This is a genomic window from Brevibacterium sp. LAARM3_SD1 (assembly GCF_057364765.1).
Genome location: NZ_JBNFOL010000033.1, coordinates 36,749 through 43,377 on the forward strand (window position 1 = coordinate 36,749; position 6,629 = coordinate 43,377).

Annotated in this window: 3 protein-coding genes and 1 tRNA gene; 2 read left to right on the forward strand and 2 right to left on the reverse strand. The window is 65.4% G+C overall.

Annotation, left to right across the window (positions count from 1 at the left end):
- Positions 1-123: 123 nt before the first annotated feature.
- Together AC2W7L_RS15650 and smc are read right to left on the reverse strand one after the other, a co-directional pair.
- Positions 124-525 carry a hypothetical protein gene (locus tag AC2W7L_RS15650; protein ID WP_025777325.1) on the reverse strand — a complete coding sequence of 134 codons (402 nt, stop codon included), beginning with the start codon at positions 523-525 and terminating at the stop codon, positions 124-126.
- A 238-nt stretch (positions 526-763) separates the two neighbouring features.
- A complete protein-coding gene (gene smc / locus AC2W7L_RS15655; RefSeq protein ID WP_486005178.1) occupies positions 764-4,312 on the reverse strand; it encodes a chromosome segregation protein SMC in 3,549 nt (1,182 codons plus the stop codon).
- 87 nt (positions 4,313-4,399) lie between these two features.
- On the opposite strand from smc, the gene AC2W7L_RS15660 reads away from it, so the two are divergent.
- Positions 4,400-4,472 (forward strand) — tRNA-Asn (locus tag AC2W7L_RS15660).
- Positions 4,473-4,753: 281 nt separating this feature from the next.
- Positions 4,754-6,574 (forward strand): BCCT family transporter, encoded by a 1,821-nt coding sequence (locus AC2W7L_RS15665; protein ID WP_486005179.1) that lies wholly within the window; start codon positions 4,754-4,756, stop codon positions 6,572-6,574.
- The last annotated feature ends 55 nt before the right edge of the window (positions 6,575-6,629 follow it).

Genomic DNA, 6,629 nt, shown 5'->3' on the forward strand with positions numbered 1-6,629 from the left:
CGTCGGCACTCGAGTTCCCGGACTCTTCCGGTGGTGTCTGTGTGTCGGTGAGCGCGCCGGAATCAGACGGCGCGATCTCCGTTGTCCGCGGCCCCGACCACTCGAGGCCGCATGGGTCTCAGGTCAGGACCCCCGGCTGCCGAAGAGCAGCCCGGCGGTGGTCTTCCACCCGGTTCCCGACTCGGGGATCTTCCAGTGGCGGGTGCGCGGGCGCACCGTGATGAGCGAGGGGGCCGCATGGCGCCTGGGCTGGGGGCGCAGCACATAGGAGTGATCGCGGATCGCGGTCACCGCCGCCTGTTCCCTGGTCGCCAGGTGCGAGGTGCCGTCATCGTGGCCGAAGAATTCGTGGACTTCGTCGTCGTAGCCGGTCCACTCGGGCGGCAGGCGGAATCGCTGCACGTCGGAGGAGTATCGCAGGCGCCCTTCAGCGCGCAGGCCGGGCAGAGCCACGAGGAGGACGACGACGAGTGCCAGAGCGAAGGAGATCGCGAGTCCGACGATGACGACAAGTACCGAATTCATGCCCTCGAGCCACCTCGCAGTACAGCAGCCTCGGCCATGGACGTCTCGCTCCTCACGTTCTTCGAATACCTGTGTCTCGGCCCAAGTCTATAGTCCTCGGCCACGACAATTGTGCTCGCCCGCCGTACGGCAGTTGCAAAATTCCCTGGGACTGTCCTGGGCATCACCGTCAAACGACCTTGTGCCCCAGCGGCGGGCCTGTCACCTCGGGCGCGCCGGGCAGATCGTGGGCTGCGGTTCACGGAATCCGCTGCGATATGACTTTCGACACCCCATCACCGTGCATCGTCACTCCGTAGAGGGCATCCGCGATCTCCATCGTCCGCTTCTGGTGGGTGATGACGATGAGCTGCGAGGAATCCTGCAGCTCCTTGAACACCGTGAGCAGACGCGAGAGGTTGAGATCGTCGAGTGCCGCTTCGACCTCGTCCATGACGTAGAACGGGCTCGGCCGAGCCTTGAAGATCGCGACCAGCATGGCCACGGCCACCAGCGACCGCTCCCCGCCGGAGAGCAGAGACAGACGTTTGACCTTCTTGCCGGCCGGGCGGGCGTGCACGTCGACACCGGTGGTGAGCATATCGTTCGGATCGGTCAGGCTCAGTGCGCCCTCACCTCCGGGGAAGAGGCGGGAGAAGATGTCTTCGAACTCCCGCGCCGTATCCGCATAGGCTTCGGCGAAGACGCGTTCGACGTGCCGGTCGACCTCCTCGACGAGCTGCATGAGGTCCTTGCGCGAGGATTCGATGTCCGCGATCTGCTTCTCGAGGAACTGATGCCGTTCCTTCAGCGCCTCATACTCCTCGAGCGCGAGCGGATTGACCGTGCCGATGCGCTTGAGCTGCGACGCCGCCTGCTTCTGCCGCTTCTCCACTTCGGCGCGCACATACGGCCGGTCCTCGACGTCCTCCTCGAACGACGGAACGGGCAGATGCGGCCCGAATTCGTCGATGAGGCGGTCGATTCCCAGCCCCGTCTCCTCCTCCGATCGGTGCGCGATCTCCTCGAGCCTCAGGCGGAAACGTTCTTTCGCGAGTTCGGCTTCGGCCGCGGCGTCCTTGAGCTTCTGCAGCTGGGTTCGCGTCGATCCCAATTCCTCGCCGAGGCGGGCCTTCTCTTCGCGCAGACCGCCGCGTTCGTCGACGAGAACCTGGATCGCCTCACCGAGCTCGGTCACCGTGGAGGTGGCCAGCTCCGCGGCTTCGGCCGCGGTTTCGGCGATGAGCTGCACCGAGGCGGCCGCGCGCTTCTTCTTCGCGATCGTCCGCTGCGTCTGCTCCCGCGCCGCTTTTTCGGCCTTCGCAGCCCGCAGGAGGGAGTCCACCCGGTCACTGAGGAACCGCGCCCGGTCGGCAGCCGACCGGTGGCTGATGCGGGCTTCGACGAGGTCTTCCGAGGATTGGGCGACCTGTACGCTGAGTTCGTCCCGCGCGGCGGTATCGACGACCTCGTCGACCTCGGCAGCTCCGGCCAGGGCTGCCGCGGCCGACTGAGAGTCGCGCTCGGCGGCTGCCAGGCGGGATTCGAGTTCGGTCGCGTTCTCCTGCGCGCGCTGCAGGCGAGTGCGGGCCACACCGATATCACCGGTGATGCGCGAGACCTCCTCGGCCGCGGCCATGATCTTCGCATCCGAGGAGTGAAGAGCGTCGAGGGCTGCGGCTGATTCCTCACGTGCTGCGGTCAGGCGCGGTTCGAGTTCGGTCAAGGAGGCGTCGAGCTTGCCCGCCCGAGCTTCGAGGTCGGAGATGAGGGAATGGGTGTCCTCGAGCGCGGTCTGCGAGGCCAGGCGTGTGCCCGAGGCGGTCCGGGCCCGGCTGATGCGGGTCGCGGTGAGCACTTCACCGTGGACGGTGACGGCGGTGAGTTCAGGCCGGGCCTCGGTCAGTTCGATGCCGGTGCGCGCATCGGGGACGCAGACGACACCATTCAGCGCCCGGGCCAGCAGAGCACGCAGTTCGGGGACTTCGCTGTCGACGACGTCGGAGAGCCATCGCAGGCCTTCCACCGCAGGCAGCGCGGGCAGGGTCGGCAGTGCGTCAAGGGTGGTCCCACCGCCCTTCCCTGCTGCTGGTTCGACTCCGGCGGGGATCGTCAGTGACACGTTCGTGTCCTCGCCGAGGTGGTCGAGCACTGCCAGCGCCGCTGCGCTGTCATCGACGATGACACCGGAGACCGTCGTCGACAGGGCCGCTGCCGCGGCCATCTCGAATCCGTGGTCGACGCTCAGCCGTTCGGTCACGGCCGTGTGCACTCCCGGCAAGTTCGCGTTGACGATGTCTTCGAGGTCGGCCTCCAGGGCGGTGCCCAAGGCCAGGGCTTCCGCACGGGCCCTCGCCGAGGACAATTCGGACGCGACCTTCGCCCGCTGTTCCTGCAGCTCAGTGCGTTCGGTCTCCAGCTTCTCGAGGCTCTCCTGCGCCGCCTCGTAGGCGGAGTCGAGTTCGGTCTCACCGGCTTCGACGTCCTCGACACCGGTCTCGGCCGCTTCGAGTTCCCTCTCACGTTCGGCGATGCGGGCGGTGACGGTGTCGATCTCTGCGCGGTTGGCTTCGATCCGGGACTTGAGGTCGGTGATCCGCTCGGCCGCCTGCGTCTGCTTCGACTGCAGCGCCGACCGGTTCTTCACCGCTTCGGTGATGGCGATCTGTGCGGCCCTGACCTCGTCTTCGGCGGTGCGCAGAGCCTGGGTGAGCTCTTCTTTCCGCTGCTGGCTGGCCTCGAGTGCGGTCGTCTTCTCGGTCACGGCCGCCTCGGCGTCGCCCAGCTCACCGCGGAACCGTTCGGCCTGTTCGCGCAGCTCTTCGGGTGACTTCGCTTCCCTCTGTCCCAGGCTCGTAACCTCCGAGAGCAGGTGGGAACGCTTGTCCGCGGCACGTTGGCTTAAGCCCTGAGCACGCACGACCTGCGTCTGCGTCCGCGATTCGGCGGTGCGCTGGACTTCGAGTTCGCTGTCGAGCTCGGACAGCCGAGCTTCGATCTCCGCCAGGCGCGCCTCGGTGCGAGTGCGTCGATGGTCGAGTTCGGCGATGCGGTCGCTGTGGTCTTCGCCCTCGCTCGTCGAGGCCAGGGAAGACTGCATCCGCACAGCATCGTCGGCGAGCAGTCTGGCGGTGGCGTCACGCAGCGTCGCCTGCACGGTCGCGGCCTTCGCTGCGGCTTCGGCCTGCCGTCCCAAGGGCCCTAACTGCCGGTTGAGTTCGGTGCGCAGATCGGTGAGCCGGTCGAGGTTCGTCTGCAGTCCGGTGAGTTTGCGGACCGCTTTGTCCTTACGGCGTCGGTGCTTGAGCACCCCGGCGGCCTCTTCGATGAAGCTGCGCCTCTCCAGCGGGTCGGCATGGAGGATCGCGTCGAGGCGGCCCTGACCGACGATGACGTGCATCTCCTTGCCCAGGCCGGAGTCGTTGAGCAGCTCTTGGATGTCGAGCAGCCTCGCCGGCGCTCCGTTGACGGCGTATTCGGATCCGCCGGTGCGGAACAGGGTCCGCGAGATGGTCACTTCGGTGTAGTCGACGGGGATGGCTCCGTCGGTGTTGTCGATGGTCAGGGTCACCTCGGCGCGGCCCAGAGCCTGACGTTTCGAGGTTCCGGCGAAGATGACGTCGTCCATCTTTCCGCCGCGCAGATTCTTCGCACCCTGCTCGCCCATCACCCAGGACAGGGCGTCGACGACGTTGGACTTGCCCGAGCCGTTGGGTCCGACGACGCAGGTGATTCCCGGCTCGAATCGGAGGGTCGTCGCCGAGGCGAAGGACTTGAATCCCCGCAGTGTCAGGCTTTTGAGATGCATATTGGGCACCAGCATATCTGCAGGCGGCGGCGAGATCCCGAATCTTTTGGTAGAGTTTCTCCTCGTGCGTAGGCGACTGCGCCGTTTTCCTCCGTAGCTCAGTTGGCAGAGCATTCGACTGTTAATCGAAGGGTCGCTGGTTCGAGCCCAGCCGGGGGAGCTGGAAGGGGCCCTGTCGTGCGCGGCAGGGTCCCTCGCTATTCACCGCGGCCGTGCGGCGGTGAAGCACAGCGAATGGCGACCGATGGTGGTTCGAGAAGAGGTTTTCCGACTATCTTCGCTCATGTTCTGCCATGATCATGTGTGAGAGGCGTTCGGGTGCACTCGGCTCGGGTCCCTTCGGCCACTTGTCCGATGCAGTCCAGTCAAGGAAGGAACGCCGAGGCGGCAGCTCGTTCTCAACTGCTCCACCGAGGACCCGCCCCGATCGGCCCGATCACTATGAGCAGTGAACATACAAAGACTCAGGAGCTCATCGAGCACCTGAAGCATCCGACGACCGCGCTCCGGCCTTTCAAACGTGAGGGTCTGGACAAGGTGGTCTTCTTCGCGGCCGGCATCCTCGCCGTCGCGTTCGTCGTCTGGGGATTCGTCTCCCCCGAGTCCCTCGGTTCGGTGGCGGGTACTCTGCTGACCGGAGTGATGGACAACTTCGGGTGGCTCTTCGTCATCGCCGCCACGATCTTCACGATCTTCGTCATCGTCATCGCCGTCAGCAAGTTCGGTCGGATCCCTCTGGGCAAGGACGATGAGAAGCCGCAGTTCAAGACCTCCTCGTGGATTGCGATGATGTTTGCCACGGGCATGGGCATCGGACTCGTGTTCTCCGCGGTCGGCGAGCCTCTGTTCTTCTACATGTCCCCTCCCCCGAACACGGTCGACGGGTCCACCCCCCAGGCGATGGGCACGTCCATGGGAACGACTCTGTTCCACTGGACGCTCTACCCGTGGGCGATGTACGCCATCGTCGGACTCGGCGTGGCCTACGGTTCGTTCCGTCTGGGACGCTCGCAGCTGTTCTCGTCGATGTTCACCCCGCTGTTCGGCGAACGCGCCGTCAACGGAATCGGCGGCAAGGTCATCAACATCCTTGCGATCCTCGCGACTCTGTTCGGCTCGGCCTGCTCGCTGGGCTTGGGCGCCATCCAGATCGGCGGCGGCATCGAGTCCGCAGGCATCATGTCCGATGTCTCCTCACCGGTCCTCGTCATCATCATCGCGATCCTCACCGCCGCCTTCGTCGCCTCGGCGGTCTCGGGTGTGGAGAAGGGCATCCAGTGGCTGTCGAACATCAACATGGTGCTCGCGGTCATCGTCGCCCTCATCGTCTTCATCGGCGGACCGACGCTGTTCATCCTCAACGTCATCCCCTCCTCGGTGGGTTCGTTCATCCAGGATCTGCCGCAGCTGGCTTCGCGCACCGCCGCCGACGGTCAGGGTGTCAATGAGTGGCTGTCGTCGTGGACGGTCTTCTACTGGGCTTGGTGGGTGTCATGGTCGCCCTTCGTCGGCCTGTTCATCGCACGCATCTCGCGCGGTCGCACCGTCCGTCAGTTCGTCACTGGTGTGCTCATCGTCCCCTCCGTCGTCTCGACCATCTGGTTCGCGATCTTCGGCGGCGGCGCCATCGGCATCCAGGAGCGCGCCGAGCGCGGCGAGGGAACGGTCAAGGCGCTGGCGAAGGTCGTCGACGGCGAACCGGACATCAACATGGATACGATCCTGTTCGACCTCCTCGGCGCTCTGCCGCTGCCGAACCTCATTGCGATCATCCTCATGATCGTCACGGTCATCCTCATCGCGATCTTCTTCGTCACCGGCGCGGATTCCGCGTCGATCGTCATGGGCACCCTGTCGGCCAACGGCGTGCAGGAACCGGGCAAGGGCCTCGTCATCTTCTGGGGCACCGCGACCGGTGCCGTGGCTGCGGTGATGCTCTTGGCGGGCGGTTCCGATCCTGCCGAGGCGCTCGACGGACTGAAGAACATCACGATCGTCTCCGCCCTGCCGTTCGTCATCGTCATGCTGCTGCTGTGCGTGGCTGTCTGGAAGGACCTGTCGAAGGATCCGCTCATCATCCAGGAGCAGCTGGCCGCACACGTGCTCGAGACTTCGGTGGCCACCGCGGTCGACGAGTACGACGGCGAGATCTTCGGCCTCGAAACCTCGGAACTCCAGATCGAGGAAGTGGACGAGGATGCAGACAAGGACAAGGCCGAGTCGGCCACGAAGTCCAAGAACGAGGACTCCCCGAAGGCCTAAAACGCATTGATTACTACCTGACGGCGGCCCAGCTACCTCGCGCGAGGTTGCTGGG